At 68.6% G+C, this 21,764-nt stretch carries 19 protein-coding genes, 2 tRNA genes and 1 pseudogene; 13 read left to right on the forward strand and 9 right to left on the reverse strand.

Features of this window, described 5'->3' with window-relative positions:
• Positions 1-5 precede the first annotated feature (5 nt).
• Complete coding sequence (locus WCE39_RS03890; protein ID WP_452299560.1) at positions 6-1,421, reverse strand: C40 family peptidase; 1,416 nt, start codon at positions 1,419-1,421, stop codon at positions 6-8.
• A 358-nt stretch (positions 1,422-1,779) separates the two neighbouring features.
• Here WCE39_RS03890 and WCE39_RS03895 point away from each other — a divergent pair, with 358 nt between their 5' ends.
• The 5 genes from WCE39_RS03895 to WCE39_RS03915 all read left to right on the forward strand — a co-directional run bounded on the left by WCE39_RS03895 (position 1,780) and on the right by WCE39_RS03915 (position 10,190).
• Positions 1,780-3,204, forward strand: coding sequence for a transglutaminase-like domain-containing protein (locus tag WCE39_RS03895; RefSeq protein WP_343275394.1), 1,425 nt, complete (start codon positions 1,780-1,782; stop codon positions 3,202-3,204).
• A gap of 43 nt (positions 3,205-3,247) precedes the next feature.
• Positions 3,248-6,262: a TonB-dependent receptor gene (locus tag WCE39_RS03900; RefSeq protein ID WP_343275395.1), complete on the forward strand. Its 3,015-nt coding sequence runs from the start codon at positions 3,248-3,250 to the stop codon at positions 6,260-6,262.
• A 158-nt stretch (positions 6,263-6,420) separates the two neighbouring features.
• Positions 6,421-8,001 carry a serine hydrolase gene (locus WCE39_RS03905; protein WP_343275396.1) on the forward strand — a complete coding sequence of 527 codons (1,581 nt, stop codon included), beginning with the start codon at positions 6,421-6,423 and terminating at the stop codon, positions 7,999-8,001.
• Between the two features lie 135 nt (positions 8,002-8,136).
• Positions 8,137-8,964: a response regulator gene (locus WCE39_RS03910; protein ID WP_343275397.1), complete on the forward strand. Its 828-nt coding sequence runs from the start codon at positions 8,137-8,139 to the stop codon at positions 8,962-8,964.
• Positions 8,961-10,190: an EAL domain-containing response regulator gene (locus WCE39_RS03915; RefSeq protein ID WP_343275398.1), complete on the forward strand. Its 1,230-nt coding sequence runs from the start codon at positions 8,961-8,963 to the stop codon at positions 10,188-10,190. Before WCE39_RS03910 ends, WCE39_RS03915 begins: the two co-directional genes overlap by 4 nt.
• 47 nt (positions 10,191-10,237) lie before the next feature.
• Here WCE39_RS03915 and WCE39_RS03920 read toward each other — a convergent pair.
• Together WCE39_RS03920 and WCE39_RS03925 are read right to left on the reverse strand one after the other, a co-directional pair.
• Positions 10,238-10,312 (reverse strand) — tRNA-Val (locus WCE39_RS03920).
• A 58-nt stretch (positions 10,313-10,370) separates the two neighbouring features.
• A complete protein-coding gene (locus WCE39_RS03925; protein ID WP_343275399.1) occupies positions 10,371-10,904 on the reverse strand; it encodes a DUF4142 domain-containing protein in 534 nt (177 codons plus the stop codon).
• A gap of 174 nt (positions 10,905-11,078) precedes the next feature.
• On the opposite strand from WCE39_RS03925, the gene ku reads away from it, so the two are divergent.
• The 3 genes and pseudogenes from ku to WCE39_RS03940 all read left to right on the forward strand — a co-directional run.
• On the forward strand, positions 11,079-12,077 hold the full coding sequence (gene ku, locus WCE39_RS03930) for a non-homologous end joining protein Ku (protein ID WP_343275400.1): 999 nt from the start codon (positions 11,079-11,081) through the stop codon (positions 12,075-12,077).
• 116 nt (positions 12,078-12,193) lie between these two features.
• On the forward strand, positions 12,194-13,228 hold the full coding sequence (locus WCE39_RS03935) for an SDR family oxidoreductase (RefSeq protein ID WP_343275401.1): 1,035 nt from the start codon (positions 12,194-12,196) through the stop codon (positions 13,226-13,228).
• Between the two features lie 28 nt (positions 13,229-13,256).
• Positions 13,257-13,427 (forward strand): annotated as a pseudogene (locus WCE39_RS03940) (HupB); the annotation flags it as partial.
• Positions 13,428-13,478: 51 nt separating this feature from the next.
• Here the strand turns inward: WCE39_RS03940 and WCE39_RS03945 are convergent.
• A complete protein-coding gene (locus WCE39_RS03945; RefSeq protein WP_343275402.1) occupies positions 13,479-14,765 on the reverse strand; it encodes a DUF445 domain-containing protein in 1,287 nt (428 codons plus the stop codon).
• A 100-nt stretch (positions 14,766-14,865) separates the two neighbouring features.
• Between WCE39_RS03945 and WCE39_RS03950 the strand changes: the two genes are divergently transcribed.
• Positions 14,866-15,312 carry a DUF4410 domain-containing protein gene (locus WCE39_RS03950; RefSeq protein ID WP_343275403.1) on the forward strand — a complete coding sequence of 149 codons (447 nt, stop codon included), beginning with the start codon at positions 14,866-14,868 and terminating at the stop codon, positions 15,310-15,312.
• Positions 15,313-15,376: 64 nt separating this feature from the next.
• On the opposite strand, the gene WCE39_RS03955 is transcribed toward WCE39_RS03950, so the two are convergent.
• Positions 15,377-15,452, reverse strand: a tRNA-Phe gene (locus WCE39_RS03955).
• A 151-nt stretch (positions 15,453-15,603) separates the two neighbouring features.
• Between WCE39_RS03955 and WCE39_RS03960 the strand changes: the two genes are divergently transcribed.
• Positions 15,604-16,053, forward strand: a complete 450-nt coding sequence (locus WCE39_RS03960; protein ID WP_343275404.1) for a DUF6491 family protein — start codon at positions 15,604-15,606, stop codon at positions 16,051-16,053.
• Here the strand turns inward: WCE39_RS03960 and WCE39_RS03965 are convergent.
• The 4 genes from WCE39_RS03965 to ftsY are packed head-to-tail and all read right to left on the reverse strand — an operon-like array spanning position 16,029 to position 19,967.
• Complete coding sequence (locus WCE39_RS03965; RefSeq protein ID WP_343275405.1) at positions 16,029-16,304, reverse strand: oxidative damage protection protein; 276 nt, start codon at positions 16,302-16,304, stop codon at positions 16,029-16,031. The two genes, WCE39_RS03960 and WCE39_RS03965, sit on opposite strands and share 25 nt — an antisense overlap.
• Positions 16,301-17,392, reverse strand: a complete 1,092-nt coding sequence (gene mutY / locus WCE39_RS03970) for an A/G-specific adenine glycosylase (RefSeq protein ID WP_343275406.1) — start codon at positions 17,390-17,392, stop codon at positions 16,301-16,303. The genes WCE39_RS03965 and mutY overlap by 4 nt, the downstream gene beginning before the upstream one ends.
• Entirely contained in the window at positions 17,389-18,633 is a 1,245-nt protein-coding gene (locus WCE39_RS03975) for an AsmA family protein (RefSeq protein ID WP_343275407.1), read from the reverse strand. Before WCE39_RS03975 ends, mutY begins: the two co-directional genes overlap by 4 nt.
• Positions 18,630-19,967, reverse strand: a complete 1,338-nt coding sequence (gene ftsY, locus WCE39_RS03980) for a signal recognition particle-docking protein FtsY (RefSeq protein ID WP_343275408.1) — start codon at positions 19,965-19,967, stop codon at positions 18,630-18,632. Before ftsY ends, WCE39_RS03975 begins: the two co-directional genes overlap by 4 nt.
• Before the next feature lie 67 nt (positions 19,968-20,034).
• Between ftsY and rsmD the strand changes: the two genes are divergently transcribed.
• The 3 genes from rsmD to WCE39_RS03995 all read left to right on the forward strand — a co-directional run bounded on the left by rsmD (position 20,035) and on the right by WCE39_RS03995 (position 21,737).
• The gene (gene rsmD / locus WCE39_RS03985) at positions 20,035-20,631 is read left to right on the forward strand and encodes a 16S rRNA (guanine(966)-N(2))-methyltransferase RsmD (protein WP_343275409.1); all 597 of its coding nucleotides are present in this window, start codon (positions 20,035-20,037) and stop codon (positions 20,629-20,631) included.
• 67 nt (positions 20,632-20,698) lie between these two features.
• Positions 20,699-21,202 carry a pantetheine-phosphate adenylyltransferase gene (gene coaD / locus WCE39_RS03990; RefSeq protein WP_343275410.1) on the forward strand — a complete coding sequence of 168 codons (504 nt, stop codon included), beginning with the start codon at positions 20,699-20,701 and terminating at the stop codon, positions 21,200-21,202.
• 37 nt (positions 21,203-21,239) lie between these two features.
• The gene (locus WCE39_RS03995; protein WP_343275411.1) at positions 21,240-21,737 is read left to right on the forward strand and encodes a hypothetical protein; all 498 of its coding nucleotides are present in this window, start codon (positions 21,240-21,242) and stop codon (positions 21,735-21,737) included.
• The last annotated feature ends 27 nt before the right edge of the window (positions 21,738-21,764 follow it).

The following is a 21,764-nucleotide window of genomic DNA, read 5'->3' on the forward strand; positions in this document are numbered from 1 at the left end:
TCCCGTCAGGGCCTGATGCGCTGGATGCTGGTGATGCGGTCCACCGTGGGCGTGGTCGCGTTGGACATCATCGGCAGGACCGGCGTCACCACCACGCCGTTGAGGTGCAGGCGCGTGAGCCCGGTGCCGCCTTCGGGCAGCCAGCTCATGCCGCTGGTGTCGTGGATGACGAAGGGCGCGCCGTCGACGTGGCCGATCACCATCATCACGTGGCCGGGGATGTAGACCAGGTCGCCGGGGCGCGCGTCGCGCAGTGCGTCGACGCGGGCCTCGTGGCCGTCTTCGGCGGTGAAGGGCAGGCGGTTGAGCGCGGGGCTCACCGCCTGCGCGCTGGTGTTGCGCGGGATCAGCACGCCGAAGCTGCGGTAGATTTCCGACGCGAAGCCGCTGCAGTCGCGGGTGTTGTAGGAATGCCCCCAGCCGTAGCGCTCCCCTAGGAACTTGAAGGACTGGCGGATGAGGTTGGCTTCGGTCAGCGGCAGGTAGTCGCTGGCGACATCGTTCGAGCGCGGCAGCAGGGCGGGCTCGAACGAAAGCACGCCGTCTTCGCCGCGCACCGGAAGCTCGATCACGTGCGCCGCGGCCGGTAGCTGGCCGTTGACCTCGTCGGATCCCGGCCAGTCGGCCAGCACCGGCACGCGCACGCCCATCTCGAGCTGCACGTCGGAGACGCCCGGGTTTTCCGGCGTGTACGCGGTGCGCGCGGTGGCGCCGGTCACGACGAGGAACGGCGCGCGCCGGCCCCAGTCGTGGATCGCCGCCCTGTCGCCTTCGGCCACGTGCTGCTTCTCGATCCACGCGGCATAGCGTTGGCTGGCCACGAAGTACCAGTTGCCATCGCGGCTCTGGTGGACGATCGCCACCGGGTCGCCGGGGAACAGCGCGCTTTCCTGGAAACGGTCGATGTCGCTGTCATCCGCACTGCTGAAAACGCGCATGCGGGTGGGGAAGGCGCGCAGGTCGGCGCGGCGCACCACCATGCCGTGGCGCGTGGCCTGGCTGGCCGGCACCGCGTCCAGCGCCAGGTTGGCCTGGATGCGTTCGAGGTCACCCGGTGCGACGGGCTGCCCGTGCACGTCGTAGAGCGCGCGCTCGGGGAGGACCGACAGGTCTTCGATCCAGCCGCGTACCTGTTTGTCGTCAAGTTGTGCGGGCAGTGCCTCGATGTCGTGGATCGACGGGTCTTCGGCCTGCATGCGCGCGTTCTGCGCCGCGATCTCCGCCGGCGTCAGGATCACCCGGTCGGGCTGTGCAAGACCTGAAATCCAGTGGTCGGGCGAGAGGTGCTCTTCGGCCAAGCCGGGAACGGCGAGCGGAGGCGAGGGCGTGTGGGCGGGCGTTTGCAGCGGCTCGCGTGCGGCCAGCGTGGCCGGCATGGCGAGCAGCAGGCCCAGGAACAGTGCCGTGATGCGCATGATCATCCCCTTTCCGGCGAACCGGTTGAAGATCCATCATGGAATACATCATTCAAGGAAATCAATCGGAAAGAATAAATTATTGACGACCTGTGAACGCCATGTTACACAGCCAAGGCAGCACCCAGGGGACGAGGAGAGGCGTTCAGTGCAGGTGGCACGCAGGTTCAAACCCGAGACACGATGCGTACGTCTGGCCCGCACGTCGGCCAGCGCCAACGCCGTGGCCTCCGGTTTTGTGGGAGCCGGTTTTGTGGCGACAGCTGTCGTATCCACAGCTTTTGTGTCCACAGCTTTCCTGGCGAGCGCTTTTGTGGGAGCAGCTATCGCTGCGACAACCGTCCCGACCGGGGAAGTTCCCGCGTTGGAATCGGCTGATGCCGGCCCCGACCTCGGGGCCCTGCTCGCAGCGCCTCCGCGGATCGTGGCGCTGGTGGACTCCGGTGACTTCAAGGGCGCAGAGGCCGCGATCACCGCTGCGCTTGCCGATGCTTCGCTCGACCACACGCAGCGCACGGCGCTGGAGTTCCAGCGCGAACGCATGCGCCGCATCCTGATGGACTTCAGCCTGGACGAGGCTGCTGCCAAGGCGCGCTTGCGCCGCGATATCCCCGACATGACTGACGAAGAGTTCGCGCGCTGGGATGCGGCCAACCTGGTCGAGGCGCGCGTGATCGACGGTGAACGCCGCTGGTTCAGCCGCGGGCCGTCCAATCTTTTCCGCCTCAGCGAGGAGGCGCGCCAGCGCCGGGCCACGCCGCTGACGTTCTACGACAGCCCGCTGGAAACCGCGCACCCGCACCATGCCGAAGTGCGCGATGCCGCACTGGCCAGCGGCCACAGCTCGGTCGCACCGCGTCGGGTGCGGGTCACGCAATCGCTGACGGTCAAGCCCGATGCGGTGCCCGCCGGCGAAACCGTGCGCGCCTGGCTGCCGTTCCCGCGTGCGATACCAGGGCAGCAGGAGGCCATCGAGCTGGTCTCGACCACGCCGGCCAGCCACAGGCTTGCGCCGGAGCCGACGCTGCAGCGCACCATCTACATGGAAGCGCCGGCGGTGGCGGGCGAGCCGACCGGGTTCTCGGTCAGCTACGAGCTCACCGTCCACGCGCAGTACGTCGATATCGATCCGGACAAGGTGGTGCCCGCCGAGATCACGCCGGAGCTCGCGCCCTTCGTCGCCGAACGCGCGCCGCACGTGCTCTTCACGGACGCCATGCGGCTGAAGTCCGCGCAGGTGGTGGGCGACGAAACCAATCCGTATCGCATCGCGCAGAAGCTGTTCGCGTCGGTCGATTCGATTCCCTGGGCCGGCGCCCGCGAATATTCCACGATCACCAATATCGGCCAGCACGCGCTGGAGCAGGGCCACGCCGACTGCGGCCAGCAGACCCTGCTGCTGATCACCCTGCTGCGCATGAACGGCATTCCCGCGCGCTGGCAGTCGGGCTGGATCTTCTCCGACGACAGCTACAACAACATGCACGACTGGGGCTGGATGTACCTGGCCCCGTACGGCTGGGTGCCGATGGACGTCACCTTCGGCCGCCTGCCGGGCGCCGATGCCGGACTCGCCGACTTCTATCTTGGCGGCCTGGACGCGTACCGCATCGCGTTCAATGACGACTACTCGCGCGAGTTCGTGCCCGCCAAGCAGCATGCACGTTCGGAAACGGTCGACCTGCAGCGCGGGGAAGCCGAGTGGGACGGGGGGAACCTGTACTTCGATCAATGGAGTTATGACTTCGAGTGGCAGCTGCTGCCACCGGTCATGGACGAGAACACCTGAGCCAAACCTACGTAGCCAATATCTGTTCCGGGGAGAAATCGCAATGAAGGCCAGTCATACCAGGCTCCGTCGAGCCGCACTCTGCATCGCGCTCGGGGCGTGCCTGTCCACCATGGCGCCCGTCGTCATGGCCCAGAGCGCCACGGGTTCGGTCGCCGGCTATGCCAACGCCGGTGACCAGATCACCATCACCAATGCCAACACCGGCGTTACCCGCAGCGTGACCGTGGGCTCGGACGGAAACTACCGGCTCGGCCAGCTGCAGGTTGGCGACTATGACCTGCAGGTCGTGCGCGGCGGCCAGACGGTGGGCGACCCAATCAAGGTCAGCGTCCCGCTAGGCGGCACCACGACCGTCAACGTCGGTACCGAGGGAGGCGTGGCCAACCTGGCCGCGGTGACGGTGGTCGGTTCGCGCGTGGTCAATCGCGTGGACGTACGCTCCACCGAATCGGCCACCAACGTGACCCGTGAGGAGATTTCGCGCCTGCCCGTGGCGCAAAGTCTGGCATCCGTCGCGCAGCTTGCACCGGGCGTGGTCGGCGGCAACTCGTCGCTTGGCGGCATTTCGTTCGGCGGTTCGTCGATTGCCGAGAACTCGGTCTTCATCAACGGCTTGAACGTCACCGATTTCTACAGGCGCCACAGCTTCTCGACGGCGCCCTTCGCGTTCTTCAGGGAGTTCCAGGTCAAGACCGGCGGCTACTCCGCGGAGTTCGGCCGCAGCACGGGTGGCGTCATCAACGCTGTGACCCGCTCGGGCGGCAACGAATTCGAGGGTGGGATCGAACTCACGTTCGAACCGAGTGCCTGGCAGACCGAAGCCGATGACCGGTACTACGACGATGGCAGCGTCAACGTCCGGGGCAGCCACGATCGCAGCAGCTTCAGCAAGGCCAACGTCTGGGCGTCCGGGCCGCTGGTGCGCGACAAGCTCTTCCTGTTCGCCATGTACGAGCAGCGCGAAAGCAACTCCGGTTTCACCAACTCCAGTGGCAGCAGTTGGACCACCAACGACGGCGGAAACGGCTTCTGGGGCACCAAGTTGGACTGGAACATCTCCGACAACCATCTGCTGGAGCTGCTTGCGTTCTCCGACGAAGGTGACTCCGACACCGCCGTGCGCCCGTACGAATTCGACACCGGAACCATCGCCGCCGATGCGCCCAGTCGGTCCTCGGCCTCCAGCGGTGGCACCAGTGGGTCGTTGACCTATACCGGGCGCTTCGGCGAGAACTTCACGGCCAAGGGCATGTACGGCGTCAACAAGAGCAGCAGCTTCAACCGCTCACCGGCGGATCCGCTCTGCGACCTGGTGTCGTACAACAACGCGACCTATGGCGATGTCTACCGGGCGATGGGCGAGCCGACGCTGGGCTGCCACCCGGGTGGCTCGGTGATCGCCCACGAGGACGAGCGCCGGGTGAAGCGCCTTGATTTCGAGTGGGTCTTAGGCGATCACATGCTGCGCTTCGGTTGGGACCACGAGCTGATGACCACCGACCGCACCACGCGTTATCCCGGCCCGACCGGGCAGCTGTTCACGGCGTATGGCGGCACTCCCGGCGATGTGCTCGGCAACGGTGCCGTGCTGCCGGCGGGGGTCGATGCCTTCATGATGGCGCGGCGGCGTTCGGATGGCGGCGTGTTCGACATCGACACAAGTGCGTTCTACATCGAAGACGAATGGAGCGTGGCGCAGAACCTGCTGCTCAACCTCGGCTTGCGCGTGGACAACTTCGAGAACTTCGACGCGGGCGGAAACAGCTACATCAAGCTCGACAACCTGGTGTCGCCGCGCTTCGGCTTTTCGTGGGACATGAAGGGCGACGGCAGCACGAAGCTGTTCGGCAACCTCGGCCGTTACTACATGCCGGTGACCAGTATCATCAGCTACAACTTTGCTGGTGGCCTGACCGACGAATACACCTATTACGCGCTCAACGGTTGGCAGCCTTCGATCAATCCCGTGAGCGGCGCGCCCTACATGGCACCCATCCTCGGCGACCAGATCGGCCCGGTGGACGACAGCTTCAACCTGTCCAACGAACCGGTGGACCGTGGTCTGGACGCGGTGTACCAGGACGAGGCCATCCTTGGCTTCCAGACGATGATCAACCAAGCCTGGTCGTGGGGCGTCAACGCGACCTACCGGCGCATGCCCAACGCGATGGACGACGTCCGTATCAATGCGCTGTGCGGCCAGCGCCACAGCAACCTCTGGCCAATCGCCAACCCGGGTGAGTCGCTGACCCTCTGGGGCACGACTGACATGGGCTGTGCGCAGGATGGCTGGGTCACCATCGATACCTCGAAAGAGGGGTACATGAAGGCCGGCAGCGACGAGATCATCGGTTACTCGGATCCGAAGCGGACCTACAAGGCGGTGGAGTTCCAGATCGACCGTGCCTGGGACGACAAGTGGGCGTTCAACGCCTCCTACCTGTGGTCGCGCCTGGAAGGCAACCACGAGGGCCCGGTCAACTCCGACACCAACTACGGCGATACCGGCATGGTCCAGCACTGGGACCACCCGGCGAACAACGACCGGTATGGCGACCTGTTCAACGACCATCGCCACCAGATCAAGATCCGCGGCAACTACAAGTTCAACGAGATGTGGTCGATCGGCGGCACCGTGAGCGCTCTCTCGGGTGGCCCGATCAGCGCGTTCGGCGTGTCGTGGCCGGGCGAGAGCGGCACGGTCGCAAGTCCCACCAGTGAAGGCAGCGGTGGTGGCACCGGCTGGCTGTGCGTTGCCAACTGCGGCTCGGGTGACCCGTGGCAGGATCGCGTCTACGAACGCTCGGAACGTGGCGCCTTCGGCCGGATGCCCTGGACCTACAACGTCGGTGCAACCCTGTTGTGGACGCTGCCCGTAGACAATGTCGACCTCAAGGCGCGCCTGTCGGTCTACAACCTCCTCAACGACCAGGAAGTGATCAACGTGCGCGGGCGCTATGAAGGCCAGCCCGGCGTGCGCCGTTCGACATTCGGCACCGGCACGCGCTGGCAGTCGCCGCGCTACGCACAGCTGGTAGTGACCTGGAACTTCTGACGGCGCGATCCAGCCATGGGTGATGGACCGCCGCCGGCACGCGCCGGCGGCGGTTCCAGCAGGAGCGGGTGATGGTGTGCAATCGAATGTCAGTCCCTGTCGCGGACGTACTCACAGCCGCTTTTTTTCTTGCGCCGGGCGCGTTGCCCGCTGCCGAGGTGCGACCTGACGCGATCACGGCAGCGGTTGACGATGTCGTGGCGCGCTATGACCTGCCGGGGATCGCGGTGGGCGTGGTCGTGGACGGCGCGGAGCCGCAGCTCGAGCTCCGTGGCAATGCCGTGGCAGGCGGTGGCGAGGCCATTGCCGGCGATACCCTGTTCAAAGTCGCCTCCAACTCCAAGGCCATGACCGCGGCCCTGCTCGCGCGCCTGGTCGATGCCGGCAAGCTGGCCTGGGACGATCCGGTGGTGAAGCACCTTCCGGCCTTCCGCATGCACGAAGACTGGGTCACGCGCGAGATCCAGGTGCGTGACCTGCTGGTCCACAACAGCGGTCTGGGCCCGGGCGCGGGCGACCTGATGCTGTGGCCGGAACCCAACTCCTTCACCCGCGACGAGGTCATCGCCGGGCTGGCGCACCTCAAGCCGCGCTGGAGCTTCCGCTCCCGCTACGCCTACGACAACACGTTGTACATCGTGGCCGGGGAAGTGGCCGCGGCGGCCGGCGGCGCGCCCTACGAGGTGCTGATGCGGCGCGAAGTATTCGGGCCGCTCGGCATGGACGGCTGCAGAGTCGGCGAATGGCGCGTGGACGAGGCGGGCAGCATTGCCGCGCCGCACGCGTGGCGCGATGGCGCGTGGGTGGCGCGACCGGATGGCGAACTGGTTGCGGACATGCCGATGGCGGCGGCCGGCGGCGTGCGCTGCGGGCTGGACGACATGCTGCGCTGGACGCGTGCCTGGCTGGATCCGGACACGCCGGACCGGGCGGGCGGCACCGCGGGTGGCAGCGTCGGCTCCGGGCGCGAGGCCAGCCCGTGGCTGTCACGCGAGCAGCGCAAGGCCGCTTGGACCGCGCACATGTCCATGCCGCTGACGCAGCGCATGCGCGACTGGAACCGCAGCCACTATTCCGCCTACGGCCACGGCTGGCGGTTGAGTGATGTGGACGGCACCCAGAAGGTGGCGCACACCGGCACGCTGTCGGGCATGTATTCCGCCGTCACGCTGCTGCCCGAGCTTGGCGTCGGCTTCGTGATCCTGATCAACAGCGACGCGGGCGAGGCGCGGACGGTGTTGGAACAGGCGCTGTCGAAGCATTTCACCTGCGCGGCGGCCTCCTGCGGGCCGGCGCTCTCCGGCGTCTCTGGTGCGGGCCTGGTGGATCATTACGCGGGACTGCTGGTCGCTGAGCGGTCCGCGGCGACCACGGGCCGCGCCGATGAGGCGCCGCCGCAACCTGCCGTGCGCCAGTCTGTGTCCACGGGTGAACTGGCGCACTGGCTCGGCCGTTACCGCGATCCCTGGTTCGGCGAGGCATCGGTCTGCCCGGCCGGCGACGGCGTGCGCTTCCAGTCGCTGAAGTCGCCGCGGCTGGGCGGCCCGGTGTTGCGGGCGGGGGAGCGCCTGCTGGTCGACTTCGACACCCTGGGCCCCGATGCCGACGCCCGGGTGGACTTCCGGACTGGCGAGGAAGGTGGACCGCCGCGCCTGGCCATGGCCAAGGTCGATCCGGAGGCCGACTTCAGCTACGACTACGAGGACCTCGCCTTCGAGCGCATCGGCGCCTGCCCCTGATCCGGCGGGCGTCCGGCACTTCCACGCCGGAGCCGCTGTCCGGTCTGTGACGCAGGGCACGGGGCCCATCGCGCCGGGCCGGTAGCATGCTGCAAAGCAGCAATACTGGGTTTCGCTGCTTCCAGGGAGGGAGGCATGAGGAAAGATCCGGGCGCCGACCGGCACATTCTGGTGGTCGAAGACGAGGCCATCAATCGCAGCGTGCTGGCGCGGCAGCTGGCCATGGTCGGCGTGGCCGCCGAGATGGCGGTCGATGGCGATGACGGCCTGCTGCGCTGGCGCGAAGGGGATTTCGCGCTGGTGCTCAGCGACCTGCACATGCCGGTCAAGGATGGCTTCGCCCTGGTGCGCGCGATCCGCGCGGAGGAAGGGGCAGGGCCGCGCACGCCGGTGCTCGCCTTCAGCGCCGATGCGCGCGTGGGGCAGGCCGAGCGCGCGCGCGAGGCCGGATTCGACGCATTCCTGACCAAGCCCCTGCAGCTGGAAGGGCTGCGTGCGGTGCTGGGGCGCTGGATGGCGCAGGCGCCACCCCCGGGAACGCGCCGGGTGCCGGCGGCCGCGGCGATGCCGCGCGCGGAGGCGGTCTTCGACGTGCATGCACTGCGCGAGATCGTCGGCGACGAGCCTTCGGTGATGGTGGAGATCGTCGCCTACTTCGACACGGTTGCCACCGGCATCCGCGCCGAACTGCTGCGCGCGGCCGCCAGCGGCGACGCCGCGGAGGCGGTCATGCTCGCCCATCGCCTCAAATCCTCTTCGCGGTCGGTCGGTGCGCTGCCGCTGGGCAGGCTGTGCGCGGTGCTCGAGGACGAGGGCGCGACCGCGACCGGCAGCACCGGATCCCTGGTATCGATGGTGGCGGACGTGGTGGACGCATTGGACGCGGCGCTGCACGCGATGCGCGGGTGGCGCGGCGCGGGGCCCGCCGCCGCGGAATGGCAGAACGCGAGGAACTGGCTTTGAAAATCCTGGTAGTCGACGACGACGATTTCACCACCCGCCTGCTGCACATACAGCTGCGGGCGATGGGCCTGCGCGACAGCGGCTACTCCGGCATCGAACTGTGTTCGCGCGGCGAGGACGCACTATCGCTGCTCTCGGCCGACCCCGCGGGCTTCGGGCTGGTGTTCTGCGACCTGCGCATGCCGGGCATGGATGGCGTGGAATTCGTCCGCCACCTGGCCGCGATGGACTACAGGGGGGCGCTGGTGTTGATCAGCGGCGCCGACGCGCGCGTGCTGCAGGCGGTCGGGCAGCTTGCGCGCGACCAGGGACTTGACGTGCTGGGGCACCTGGTCAAGCCGGTGGCGCCGGTCGAGCTGCGCAGGCTGCTGAAGGCCGGCGAAGCCGTGGCAGGCCCGGTGTCCGATGCGCCATCGCCGGCGGTGGCCCCGGTGACCGCCGCCGACGCCGCCGCGCTGGAGGCGGCGATCACCGCCGGCGAACTGTTCAACCTCTATCAGCCCAAGCTGGACCTGCTCACCGGCGAGATCACCGGCGTGGAGGCGCTGGCGCGCTGGCAGCACCGCACGCGCGGCATCCTGATGCCGTCGGAGCTGGTGCCGCTGGCCGAGGACGGCGGCTTCGTGGTGCCGCTGACGCGGGTGGTGCTGGCGAACGCCCTGCATGATGCGCGCCGCTGGAGCGATTCCGGCAGTGCCCTGGACGTATCGGTGAACGTGTCGATGGCGGCGCTGGCCAGCCTGGAATTCCCTGACCGCGTGGCGCGGCTGGCTGATGCCGCAGGCTTCCCGCTGGAGCGTCTGGTGCTGGAGTTCTCCGAGGGTCGCCTGCCGGTGGATCCACGGGCGCAGCTGGACATCATGACCCGCCTGCGGCTGAAGGGCGTGCGCCTGGCGATCGACGAGTTCGGCACCGGATTCTCCAACCTCGCGCAGCTGGGCGGGATCCCGTTCTCGGAGCTCAAGATCGACCGCGGCTTCGTGCGCGGCGCCGCCGGCGACGCGTCGCGCCGGGCCATCGTGCAGGCCGCGCTGGCACTGGCGCGCGAGCTCGAAGTGCAGGCTGTGGCCGAGGGCCTGGATAATCGGGACGACCTGGACTGCCTGCGCACGCTCGGCTGTCCGCTGGGTCAGGGCGCGCTGTTTGGCGAGCCGATGCCCGCGTCCGACGTGGCCGCGTGGATCAGGGCCTGGCCCGCCCGGCGTGACGGCCTGTTGGCTGCCTAGGCTTGAAACAGAATGGCCACCCGCGAGGGTGGCCATTGTGTTGCAACTGGTGGGCGGTGCAGGGATCGAACCTGCGACCCTTGCCGTGTGAAGGCAATGCTCTACCGCTGAGCTAACCGCCCCAAGCAGGGCGCGAAGTATACGGTATTGCCCAGGGGATGTGGCAAGGGCCGGGCGGGTTCAGGCCGTCGCCCGGGGCGACTGCGCTGCGCCGGTCCGCGGCGAAGCGCGCCGCAGCTCGTCCAGGGTACGGGCATGGTCGCGCAGCGTGGACAGCGCTTCGGATGCGACCCCGGCACCGGGGCCGCCCGCGTCCGCCCTGCGTTGGCACAGGCGGATCGCGCTGGCGTGGCCGCGTGCCATGTGACGCAGCCAGGCACGGTCGTAGGCCGCGCCCTGGTGCTCATCCAGCGCGTGCAATGCCTTGCGCTGGCGGTCGTCCGGTTCCGGCAGTTCGATGCCGCCGGCATCGGCCAGGCGCTGGTTGAGCTGGCCATGGTCGTGCTCGAGCTGCTGTGCAAAGCGCCTGAGCTCGGCGGATGCGCCGCGCAGCTGCGCGGAACGGGCGGCTTCGATGTCGGCGACGCCGCCCTGCAGCGCCCGTTCGAAGAACGAGCCGGATGCCTGCGTGCTGCCCTGGCGATTCTTGAACGCTTTCCAGGCCGCGACGCCCGCACCGGCAAGCATGGCGAGTCGGATGGCTTTGAAGATCATGGGGAGCTCCTACGTGTGGGGGTGGACCTGGTGCAGCACAGCAATCCGCGGGTCGGGCAGGCGTGAAGACCGCGGCCCTTGCGGATGCTCGGCGCACGGGGTGTCGGGCTTCACCGCTGACTCACTGCATCGCGCCTAACGTCGGCGGTCCGCCCCCACCGCTGCGAGGCCACCATGGCGCGACCGATCTGGACCGGCACCCTGAGCTTCGGCCTGTTGAACGTGCCGGTGTCGCTGATGTCCGGCGAGCGGCGCGTGGACCTCAGCTTCCGCATGCTCGATTCGCGTGACAACCGCCCGGTTCGGTACGAGCGGGTCAACGCCGAAACCGGCGAGGAAGTGCCGTGGAAGGACGTGGTCAAGGCCTTTGAATACGACAAGGGCAGCTACGTGGTGCTGGAGAAGGACGACATCCGCTCCGCGGCGTCGGAGAGCCACGAGACGGTGGAGGTCGAGAACTTCATAGACGCCTCGGACATCCCGCCGCAGTTCTTCGAGAAGCCCTACATCCTGGTGCCGGCGAAGAAGGCGGAGAAGGGGTACGTGCTGCTGCGCGAGACCCTGCGCGACACCGGCAAGGCCGGGATCGCGCGGGTGGTGGTGCGCACCCGCGAATACCTCTGCGCGGTGCTGCCGCAGGGCGATGCCCTGATCCTGATGCTGCTGCGCTATCCGCAGGAAATCGTCGACCCTGCCGATCACCGGCTGCCCGAGGGCAATACCGGCGACTACCGGATCACCGACAAGGAGCTGGAAATGGCCAAGCAGCTCATCGAGTCGATGAGCGGCGAGTGGGATCCCTCCGGCTACAAGGACGAGTTCCGCGAGCGCCTGGAGAAGGTGATCCGCGACCGCATGAAGTCGCAGGGCGTGGTCGCGAAGACCGACGAGGAAGAGCGCGACGTCCCGGAGGATGCGACCACCAACGTGGTCGATTTCATGGCGCTGCTGGAGAAGAGCATCGGCAGCAAGCGGCGGACGCCGGCCAAGAAGGCCGCGAAGGGGACGAAGAAGGGATCCGGCAAGGAGGACGCCGCGGCGGGCTCCGGGACCGCGAAGAAGTCGGCTGCGAAAGCCACGAAAAAGACGACGAAGAAATCCGCGAAGAAAAAGACCGCGAAGAGTGGTACGTCTCGCAAGGCGGCGAAGGAGCCGGCGCGCAAGGCCGGATGAGTCGGTGGCGGTGCGCGCGGCGTGGCGGGCGTGACGTGGCCTGCACGTGGCGATGACGTCGCGGCAACGCCGGCGGCGCTAGCTTCGGCGGCCACGGTTCCGCGACGGAGTGTCCGATGGCAACGAAGAAGCCAGCGAAGAAGGTAGGGAAGAAGGTAGGTAAGAAGGCCGCGAAGGGCGAGGGTACGAAGCGCACCGTGGAGCGCCAGCGCGATATCCAGCAGGAGGCCGACCAGGCCGCCAGCGCCGCGAAGAAGAAGGCACCGGCGAAGAAGAAGCCGGCCCAGGCAGGCGCCCGGCGCCAGCCCACCAATCCGATGCCCGCGCAGCACCTGGCCAAGCCCGGCAACGAGCACGCGCTGGACCTTCAGCCGCGCTTCCTGGCGCCCGACTACGCGGGCAGCGGAAAGCTTGAAGGCATGGCCGCGATCGTCACCGGCGGCGACTCCGGCATCGGCCGCGCGGTTGCGGTGCTGTTCGCGCGCGAAGGCGCCGACGTCGCCGTGCTGCACCTGGCCGAAGACGCCGATGCGGAAGAGACCCGAAACCATGTCGAGGCTGAAGGTGGGCGCTGCCTGGTCATCGCCGGTGACGTGCGCGATCCGGAGTTCTGCAAGCGCGCGGTGGACCAGGTCGCCAAGGCCTTCGGACGGCTGGACGTGCTGGTCAACAACGCGGCGTTCCAGCAGCACGTGGAGCGGCTGGAAGACCTCACCGACGAGCACCTCCAGGAAACCCTGCAGACCAACATCGCCGGCTACGTCCACATGGCGCGCGCCGCCCTGCCGCACATGGAGGAGGGCGCCAGCATCATCAACACCGGCTCGGAAACCGGCATCTTCGGCAATCCGAAGCTGCTCGACTACTCGGCGACCAAGGGCGCGATCCATGCCTTCACCAAGTCGCTTGCCAGCAATCTGCTGGGCCGCGGCATCCGCGTGAACTGCGTTGCGCCTGGCCCGGTGTGGACGCCGCTCAATCCCGCCGACAAGGCGGCGCCGGACGTCGCCGACTTCGGCAAGGACAGCGACATGGGTCGCCCCGCACAGCCGGAAGAGCTGTCGCCGGCCTATGTGTTCCTGGCCTCGCCGGTGATGTCCTCGTACGTGAACGGCGCGATCCTGCCCGTGATGGGCGGACCGCGCGGATGAACCCGTCCGACAGCCGAGGAGGCCAGACATGAGTCGTGGAGACAAGTCGTCCTACACCGACAAGCAGAAGCGCCAGGCCGAACACATCGAGGACAGCGAGCGCGAGCAGGGGCGGTCGAAGGAAGACGCCGAGCGCATCGCCTGGGCCACGGTGAACAAGCAGGACGGCGGCGGCAAGAAGTCCGGCTCGGGTCGCAAGGACTCCTAGTCGGGTAAGCGCGCCGGCCGACGGCCGGCTCGGCGGCGCGAGTCAGACCAGCCGCTGGATGCCGTGCACCAGGACATACAGGATGCCGCCGATGAGCGCGCCCACGGCGGTGCCGTTGTAGCGGATGAACTGCAGGTCCGAGCCTACGGCGAGCTCCAGTTCACGGGTCAGTTCGTCAGCGCTCCATTGCCGCACGCGCTCGACGATGAAGCCGCGGATGCCTTCGCGGTAGCGTTCCACCTCGGGCAGGATCAGGTCCACGATGCCGCGGTTGATCCACGCCCGCATGTCGTCGTCGGCAGCGAGCCGTGCGCCGATCTCCGCGCCAACGCCGGCGGTGCGTGCGGCGATGGCCGAGTCCTCGCGCTGCACGTCCTCGCGGATCCAGGTGCCCAGGTCCGTCCAGAGGCTTCGCAGGTAGCGTGACAGGTCGGAGTCCTGGATCAGCTGGTCGCGGAACACGTTCACGCGTTCCTGCAGGCCCGGGTCGTCCTCCAGGCGCAGGATCAGGCGCTCGAATTCGACGCCGATGCGCTGGCGCATCTCGTGGTCGCGATCGGTGGCCATGTCGTTGAGCATCCCGCTCATTCCGGCGACCAGCTTGTCGGCGACCTTGTCGGCCACCACGCCTTCGAGCTTCAGGTAGCGCAGCACGTTCCACAGTTCGCGCGAGGCCAGTGCGGAGATGCGCTCGTGGGTGCCCGGCGCGGCCAGCACTTCGCCCGCATATGCGAGGCCCGCATCGACCAGCGCCTGGTGGCGCCCTTCGTCGGTGAGTTGGCGCAGCACCACGGCGACCACGCCCGACAGGTCGACCTGGCGCAGGCGGGCATCGGCGATGCGGTGCAGGAAGCGGTGCAGTTCTTCGCTGTCGAGGGCGTCGAGGATGCGGGGCAGGGCGTTGGCCACCGCACGGCCCATGGTCTGCGAGAACGCGGAGTCGGCGAGCTTGCTCGCGACGGAGCCCGCGATGTCCATCGTCTGCAGCTTGTCGGCCACCTGGCGGGTGCCGAGGAAGTTGTCGCTGATGAAATCGGCCAGGCTCGCGCCGAGCGCGTCCTTCTTCGAGGGAATGATCGCGGTGTGCGGGATCCAGCCCATGCCCAGCGGATGGCGGAACAGCGCGACCACGGCGAACCAGTCGGCCAGCCCGCCCACCAGCGCCGCCTCGAATACCGCGGCCATGAAGCCGAAAGCCCAGTGCGGATGCGTGCGTTCCAGCACCGAGACCACCGCGAGCGCGAGCCCGGCGAAGACCAGCAAGCCCAGTGCGATGGACTTGCGCCGGCGCAGCGCGGCTTCGCGGGGGTCAGGGACTCGGGGCGGCATCGGCACAGGTTAGCGCGCGCGGCGCATGCCCGGGTCGACCGGCATTGCGGGCCTGATCCGACGCGGGATATCGTGGTCGTGAACCAGGTCGGAGTCATGCATGAAAGCATTCCACGCGATCCTTCTCGGCGCCCTGCTGGCCGGCTGTTCGACGACCAGCGTCGTGCACCAGCCCTATACGGCGGCCGCGAACCAGAAGTATTCATTCCAGATCAGGAACAACGGCGATGCGGACGCGGAGGGCCTGGGTACGCTCGAACGCCACCTGGGGCAGAAGCTCAGGGAGCGCGGCCTGTTCGCCGATGGCGGCGACGCCGTCAAGGTCGAGGTGACCCTCACGCATTTCCGCCTCCGCTCCGACGGCGCGCGGCTCTGGGCCGGCATCATGGCAGGGCGCGACAAGGTCGCCAGTACGGTCCGCCTTGTCTCGCCGGACGGCCGCGTGCTGGGGCATTTCGACGTGAAGACCTTCAACGCCTCGGCATGGCTGACATCGGCCGGGCTGCTGGAAAACCACGCCACCGAGATCGTCGACAGGCTGCAGTAGCGGCGGCCTGGTTCCGCCCGGAAAGCAAAAGGGCCTGCACTGCTGCAAGCCCTTGGTTTCGCAATGGTGGCCGGGGAGGGAATCGAACCCCCGACACGGGGATTTTCAATCCCCTGCTCTACCAACTGAGCTACCCGGCCACTGGCGAGCCCGGAATGATACGGCAGCGGCCGCAGGTGAGGCAAGGCCATATCGGGGCTGAACGCAGCTGGCGATTCCGGCGGCGGGTACATCCGGCAGGGCTCATGATCGGAGCGGGAATGACATGCCGCGCCGCGGCAGGAGGACACCATGCAAGGCAGGATCTTCGCGGCGGTGGCGGTGGTTGGACTGCTGGTACTGGGTGGCTGCGCCACCGGTTCGGGAATGAGCGAGGCTGAAAAGCTTGCCAGCTACGAAGCCGCCGCCGGTGAGCCGGTGAAAAGCTTCACCTACCTCGGCCGCATCAGCGGCTGGACCCCATTGGACGAACGCAATATCGCGGTGTGGACGCGGCCGAAGGAAGCCTGGCTGCTCACTTTCAGCGGCCCCTGCCTCGACATCGAGTACACGCCGGCGATCAGCCTCACCAACCAGACCGGGCGCGTCTACGCGGGCTTCGACAAGGTGGTCGTGCACAACTCGTCATCGATGCAGCTGCCGTGCCGGATCGACCGGATCCGCCCGCTTGATACGGCGCGCATCAAGGCCGCCGAGAAGGCTGCGCGGGACGAGGCTCAGGCCGCGCCTTCTGGCACGTAGCCGGCGGGCTTTTCCGCGCCGCCGCCGAACAGGAACTTTTCCATCTCGCGCTCGAGGAACGCGCGGTGCTCGGGGTCCATCGGCGACAGGCGGTTTTCGTTGATCAGCATCGTCTGGTGCGCAAGCCAGGCCGCCCAGGCGGTCTGGCCGATTCCGGCGAACACACGCTTGCCGAGTTCGCCCGGCCATGGCACGAAGGCAAGGCCCGGGACCTCTCGCTTCTCGTATTCGCAGTAAACGGTGCGGCTCACGGTTGATTCTCCTGGTCGGTGGCGAACTGCGCCTGGATCAGCGTCCTGACCGGTGCCGGGATGCCGAGCCCGGCAAGTGCGTCGCGGGACACCCAGCGCAGGTCCTCATTGTCGCGCACCCGGCTTGACGGGGCGACCGCGGACCAGCGGCGCGGATGCATGTTGAAGTGGTAGTGGCTGAAAGCGTGCGCGATCGTGGCCAGGGTTTCGCCGCGGCCGTGGTCGCCGTTGAAATTCGCCTGCAGCCAGTCGTGTGCGCCGGCTTCGTCCGTGGCTTCGGGAAGCGACCACAGCTGTGCCCAGACGCCCGCCGGCGGGCGACGCTGGAGCAGGATGCGACCTTCGTCGTCGCGCAGGAGCAGGAGCAGGGCCTCGCGGGTGGGCAGGGGTTTGCCGGGTTTTGGCGTGGGCAGCTCGTCGGTGCGTCCCTGCGCGAACGCGATGCAGCCGGGGCGCAGCGGACAGTCACCGCAGGCCGGGGAGTGGCGTGTGCAGAGGGTGGCGCCCAGATCCATCTGGGCCTGGGTGTAATCGGCCAGGCGGGTGTCGGGCAGGTGCTCGTGTGCAAGCTGCCAGAGGTGCTTTTCAATGGCACTTTGGCCCGGCCAGCCGTCGACACCGTGGTAGCGGGCAAGGACGCGCTTGACGTTGCCGTCGAGGATGGCGAAACGGTCGCCCCAGGCTTGGGCGAGAATCGCACCCGCGGTGCTGCGGCCGATGCCCGGCAGGGCTACGAGTGCGTCGAAGCTGCGCGGCAATTCACCGCCGTGCTGTTCGGCACAGATGCATGCGGCGTCATGCAGATTGCGGGCGCGTGCGTAGTAACCGAGGCCCGACCAGAGGGCGAGTACGTCGTCGCGCGGCGCAGCGGCGAGTGCCGACACCGTCGGCAGTGCAGCGATGAAGCGTTCGAAATACGGCAGCACCACGCGCACCTGGGTCTGCTGCAGCATGATTTCCGAGAGCCAGACGCGGTAGGGCGTACGCGGATGCTGCCAGGGCAGGTCATGGCGGCCGTGGACATCGAACCATTCCAGCAGGGGTGCGGCGAAGGCGTCGCAGGCATCGGCCCGGGCGTGCGCGTTCATTGCGCATCCCCCGGATCGATGCTGATTTCAACGCCGTGCAGCGTGCCGCCGGGGACCTCGATCAGCGGCGCGCTGGCGCGGGCACGGAGCGGTGGCAGCGGGGATCCGGCAGCCGCGGCATCCATCCAGTCGAGGACTTCGAACGCGCGTGCGTCGATTTCGGCGCGTGCCTCGTCGCGCGAAAGTTGCAGCCTGGCTGGATCGGACAGGTCCATCGCGCCGGCGTAATCGAGCGAGAAAGCGAGTGGTGAGCTGGACCTGCCCAGCGGCGCCGGCAAGGCCGGCCATGCTTCGGGCCATTCGGCCATCGCACCTTGGAGTTCCACAAGCAGTGCCGGTCCGAGCGCGGCGCGACCATGGGCATCGAAACCTGGCACGACGCCGTCGCCACGCAGGGCAACGCTGACTGGAGTCAGTGTCCAGGTGCCATTGCGCAGGCGCAGAGGGCCGCGCGCGCCAAGGGCGAAGACAAGCGGTTCACCGGCACCGCGGAATTCCGCATGGGCGCCGAAGCGCAGCGGCGTGACGTGCACGCGGCCGTCTGCGATCCGCAGCGGCCCGGAAGCTGTGACGTATGCGGGCAGCGTCCAGTCCGCGTGCTCCACGCGCACCCGGCCCTTCACACCGATGCCGGCGCCGTTCGCGGGCCTGCTTGCGGCCAGCTGCAGGTCGAAGTGGACCCGCGCAGGCGACGCGGTGGCCAGGCTGCCGCGGGCGTGCGCGGCCAGCGGTGCATTGGCGCGGAAGCTGGGCAGTCGCAGCTGCAGGCCCTGCAGTTCCCAGCCATCAGCGAGCACGCGGCCGTCGCGCACGGTCACGCCATCGGACAACGACGGCAGGCCGCCTTCGCCTGGCGGACGTGATGCCAGCCACGCCTGCAGCCGCGGCAGGTCGAGGACCGGGGCGTCGAGCTCGATGCGCTCAAGCGCAAGCGGCGCGCCGCGCGTGCGCACGGTTGACCACGGCAGTGCGACAAGCACGCGCGAGGCACGCAGCAGCGGTTCGGCCACACCGGGCCTGCGTACCGCGACAGCGTGCGCTTCCAGCATCGGCGTGCCGCGCAGGCGGTAGCGCGCTTCGCCTTCGAAAGTGATGTCCAGCCCAAGGCCATCGCCCACGCCACCCAGTACCAGGCGTGCCAGGCGCTGCGGCTGCATCACGACCGCCGCCGCCAGCACGAGCAGCAGCAGCGCGATTCCGGCGATGCCCGCGGCGAGCGCGAGCCCGCGCCGCGGCTTCACGCCCCCAGCGCCTCCGGCAGCAGGGCGTCGACGAAAGCCTCGGCGTCGAACACTCGCAGGTCTTCGGGGCGCTCGCCGATGCCGGCGAAGCGGATCGGGATGTTGAACTCGCGCGCCAGGGCGAACACCACGCCGCCCTTGGCCGTGCCATCGAGCTTGGTCACCACAAGGCCGGTGACCCCGGCAGCGGCATGGAAGTGGCGCAGCTGGCTGAGTGCGTTCTGGCCGGTGGTGCCGTCGATCACCATCAGCACTTCATGCGGGGCGCCGCCGTCGAGCTTGCCCAGCACGCGCTTGATCTTCGACAGTTCGGCCATCAGGCCCTGCTGCGTGTGCAGGCGGCCGGCGGTGTCGGCGATCAGGATGTCGGTGCCGCGCGCGCGCGCGGCCTGCAGGGCGTCGAAGGCGACCGATGCGGCGTCGGCGTCCTGGCCCTGGGCGATCACGGTCACGCCGTTGCGTTCGCCCCAGGTCTGGAGCTGGGCCACGGCGGCGGCGCGGAAGGTGTCGCCGGCGGCCAGCATCACGCCGCGGCCCTCGTCCTTGAAGCGCTTGGCGAGCTTGCCGATGGTGGTGGTCTTGCCGACGCCGTTGACGCCGACGGTCAGGATCACGAAGGGCTTGTTGGCGGGGTCGATGACCAGGGGACGCGCGACCGGCTCGAGGAGTGCGATGAGGTCGGCGCGCAGGGCGGTGCGCAGCGCAGGGACGTCCGCGAACTCGCGCGCCTTCATGCGCTTGCGCAGGGATTCAACCAGGCCGGTGGTCGCGGCGACGCCGACATCGGCGGTGATCAGCGCGGTTTCGATTTCGTCGAGGAGGTCGTCGTCCAGGCGCGGGTTGCGCGCGAACAGGCCGCCGAGACCACGGGCGATGCCGCTCCCTGCAAGGCGTTCGCGCCAGCCGGGCTTGCCGGGGGCGGCGGCGGGCTTTTCGCTGGTGCTTGTGGGGGTGTCCGTGCTGGTGACGAGTTCCGCCGGGGGTGCAGGCGGGAGTGCCGCCGGGGCGGCTTCTGCGGAAGGGGCATTTGCCGCTGTAGCGGCTCCCACAGGGGCGGGCTCCGGCACGGGAGTTGGCGGCAGGGGCCGCGACATCGGCGGCGCCTGGACCGGAGCTGGGGGAGGTGGTGCCGTCTGCACCGGAGCGGCCTGCACCGGGGCGGCCTGCACCGGAGCCGGCTCAACCGGAGCCTCGTCGGCAGCGGCGGCTCCCATGGCCCGCGCGGCTTCGATGGCCTCTGCAGCGGCGATCGATGCGCTTGACGCAGCGCCGTCGTCTTTCCCCTGCTTCGCCTTGTCGGCGTCGGGTTTCCAGCGGCGGAAGAAGCTGACCATCGCGAATCGGACCAGGCAAAAAGGGGGAGGGTGCGCGTCGACGCGCAAGCGCGGACAATGCGCGGTCATGATATCACCGGCCTCCCGTACTCCCAGGCGCGCCGCGCCCTCCGGCAGCGTGCGCATCATCGGCGGCCGCTGGCGTGGATCGAAGTTGCCGGTGGCTTCCGCGCCGGGGCTCCGCCCGACTTCCGACCGCGCCCGGGAGACCCTGTTCAACTGGCTGCAGCCGATGCTGGCCGGCGCGCGAGTGCTGGACCTGTTCGCCGGTAGCGGTGCGCTGGGCCTGGAGGCCCTGTCGCGTGGCGCGCGTGAAGCGCTGCTGGTCGAGCGCGACCCGGCGCTGGCTGAGTCCCTGCGCGAGACCTGCGCGCGCCTGGGCGCGGGCGAGGCCGCGAGCGTGCTGCGCGCCGATGCGCTGGAGCTGCTGCGTGCGCCCCTGCACGGACGCTTCGACCTGGTGTTCATCGACCCGCCATTCACCGCCGGCTCGTGGGACGACGCCATCGCCATGCTGGATCCCTGGCTGGCCGCGGATGCATGGCTGTACCTTGAATCCCCGCCCGGCGTGCCGGTCGCGGCCGCCAAGGGCTGGCGACTGCATCGCGAGTCGGGCACGCGCGATGCCCGCCACGCGCTGTACCGCCGCGGGGCCGCTGCCTGAACCGCTGGCGCGCGTCGCTGATACACTCGCGCTGGCCCCAGAATCCCAACCACGGCGCAGCCACGGCATGAGCACAGCCCGAAACAGGATCGCCGTCTATCCAGGCACTTTCGATCCGATCACCAACGGCCACGTGGACCTGGTCGATCGCGCCGCGCCGCTGTTCGACAGGCTGGTCGTGGGCGTGGCCGAAAGCCCGGCCAAGGGCCCGGCGCTGTCGCTTGACCTGCGCGTCGAACTCGCCCGCGGGGCGCTGGCGTCGCACCACAACGTCGAGGTCATCGGCTTCAACTCGCTGCTCGCCCATTTCGTGGCCGAGGTCGGCGGCGGCGTGCTGCTGCGCGGGCTGCGCGCGGTGTCGGACTTCGAATACGAATTCCAGCTCGCGAGCATGAACCGCCACCTGATTCCCGAGGTCGAGACGCTGTTCCTGACGCCCGCGGAGCAGTACGGCTTCATTTCCTCCTCGCTGGTGCGGGAGATTTCCCGCCTTGGCGGCGACATCTCGGGATTCGTGCCGGCGGCGGTGGCCGAAGCGCTGCAGGCCGAATGGCGACGCGAGCTAGACTGATCACAACTACCACCACCGCATACCTGGGGACACAGAAATGAAGACCATCACCCGACTCGTGCTGACCGCCTGCCTTGCCCTGCCGCTGCTTGCCGCCTGCAAGAAGGAAGAGGCTCCGGTCGCGACCGTGGCCGCGCCGCTGACGGCACCCGCCACCGCCGAAGACGGCTCCTGGCGCGACTACGTCTCCGACGTGGTCACCCGGAACATGGAGGGCATCGCCAACCAGCCCTACGTGTACTACCTGCCGGCGACCACCGGCGACGCGGACGCCGACGCGGGTGCCTACGGCCGGCTGCAGGACAAGGCCAGCTCGGACGTGGCGCGCGGCATCGTGCGCGGCAACATGCTTGCCTACGCGTCCTCGGATTCGTCGAAGATGGCCGACATCGTCGTGCAGGCCTTCGCGGACGTCGCGCCCGACACGATGAAGGGCGTGCGCGTGGTGTTCATCGGCGCCGCCGCCGACCGCGACCGCGTGGCCACGGCCGTGGCGCCCTCGGGCGTGGAATTCGTGTTCGTCGAAGCGAAGTAAGCGTCGAAGCGCCGCCGCCGCCGGCCC

Origin of the sequence: Luteimonas yanweni, assembly GCF_039548475.1 — a bacterium.
In the GTDB taxonomy this organism is placed as follows: Bacteria; Pseudomonadota; Gammaproteobacteria; order Xanthomonadales; family Xanthomonadaceae; genus Luteimonas.

Bases quoted from the DNA above. Each gene is read 5' to 3' on its own strand.
- WCE39_RS03890 (WP_452299560.1), bottom strand. From the start codon at position 1,421: ATGATCATGCGCATCACGGCACTGTTCCTGGGCCTGCTGCTCGCCATG.
- WCE39_RS03900 (WP_343275395.1), top strand. From the start codon at position 3,248: ATGAAGGCCAGTCATACCAGGCTCCGTCGAGCCGCACTCTGCATCGCG.
- WCE39_RS03910 (WP_343275397.1), top strand. From the start codon at position 8,137: ATGAGGAAAGATCCGGGCGCCGACCGGCACATTCTGGTGGTCGAAGAC.
- WCE39_RS03925 (WP_343275399.1), bottom strand. From the start codon at position 10,904: ATGATCTTCAAAGCCATCCGACTCGCCATGCTTGCCGGTGCGGGCGTC.
- ku (WP_343275400.1), top strand. From the start codon at position 11,079: ATGGCGCGACCGATCTGGACCGGCACCCTGAGCTTCGGCCTGTTGAAC.
- WCE39_RS03935 (WP_343275401.1), top strand. From the start codon at position 12,194: ATGGCAACGAAGAAGCCAGCGAAGAAGGTAGGGAAGAAGGTAGGTAAG.
- WCE39_RS03945 (WP_343275402.1), bottom strand. From the start codon at position 14,765: ATGCCGCCCCGAGTCCCTGACCCCCGCGAAGCCGCGCTGCGCCGGCGC.
- WCE39_RS03950 (WP_343275403.1), top strand. From the start codon at position 14,866: ATGAAAGCATTCCACGCGATCCTTCTCGGCGCCCTGCTGGCCGGCTGT.
- WCE39_RS03960 (WP_343275404.1), top strand. From the start codon at position 15,604: ATGCAAGGCAGGATCTTCGCGGCGGTGGCGGTGGTTGGACTGCTGGTA.
- mutY (WP_343275406.1), bottom strand. From the start codon at position 17,392: ATGAACGCGCACGCCCGGGCCGATGCCTGCGACGCCTTCGCCGCACCC.
- ftsY (WP_343275408.1), bottom strand. From the start codon at position 19,967: ATGGTCAGCTTCTTCCGCCGCTGGAAACCCGACGCCGACAAGGCGAAG.
- rsmD (WP_343275409.1), top strand. From the start codon at position 20,035: ATGATATCACCGGCCTCCCGTACTCCCAGGCGCGCCGCGCCCTCCGGC.
- coaD (WP_343275410.1), top strand. From the start codon at position 20,699: ATGAGCACAGCCCGAAACAGGATCGCCGTCTATCCAGGCACTTTCGAT.
- WCE39_RS03995 (WP_343275411.1), top strand. From the start codon at position 21,240: ATGAAGACCATCACCCGACTCGTGCTGACCGCCTGCCTTGCCCTGCCG.